Here is a 293-nt window from a genome sequence, read left to right as displayed (position 1 = left end):
TTGTGCAGAACAATTGGCTGCTTATTATGATTGTGCCGGAAATAACCCCTTGACCACCGATTGGCGGCGAAAAAAGGCTGCAATGCAAAGGCGCCTTTGTGAAAATGGTTTATCCTATATTCGATCAAAAATTCTTACAAAAGGTGATTGTGCTCTCGATGATTTTGAAAGCCTCAGTGGCTATGTGGTAAAGCCAAACGATTCTGCAGGAAGCGATGGAGTTTTGTTTTTCTCTAACCGGGAAGAAGTGGCGGCGTGGATTTGTGAAATGGATTGGAGGTAAAAAAATATTT

General features: G+C 42.0%; 1 pseudogene. It reads left to right on the top strand.

The window, feature by feature from the left end:
* A pseudogene (locus tag ACFINC_RS11260) lies at positions 1-283 on the top strand (hypothetical protein); the annotation flags it as partial.
* Between the last annotated feature and the right edge of the window lie 10 nt (positions 284-293).

The sequence above is a fragment of the Bartonella sp. AP58NXGY genome (assembly GCF_042195785.1).
GTDB lineage: Bacteria > Pseudomonadota > Alphaproteobacteria > Rhizobiales > Rhizobiaceae > Bartonella.
Note: the sequence above shows the minus strand (reverse complement) of the source record. Positions and strands in the feature narration are given on the sequence as shown.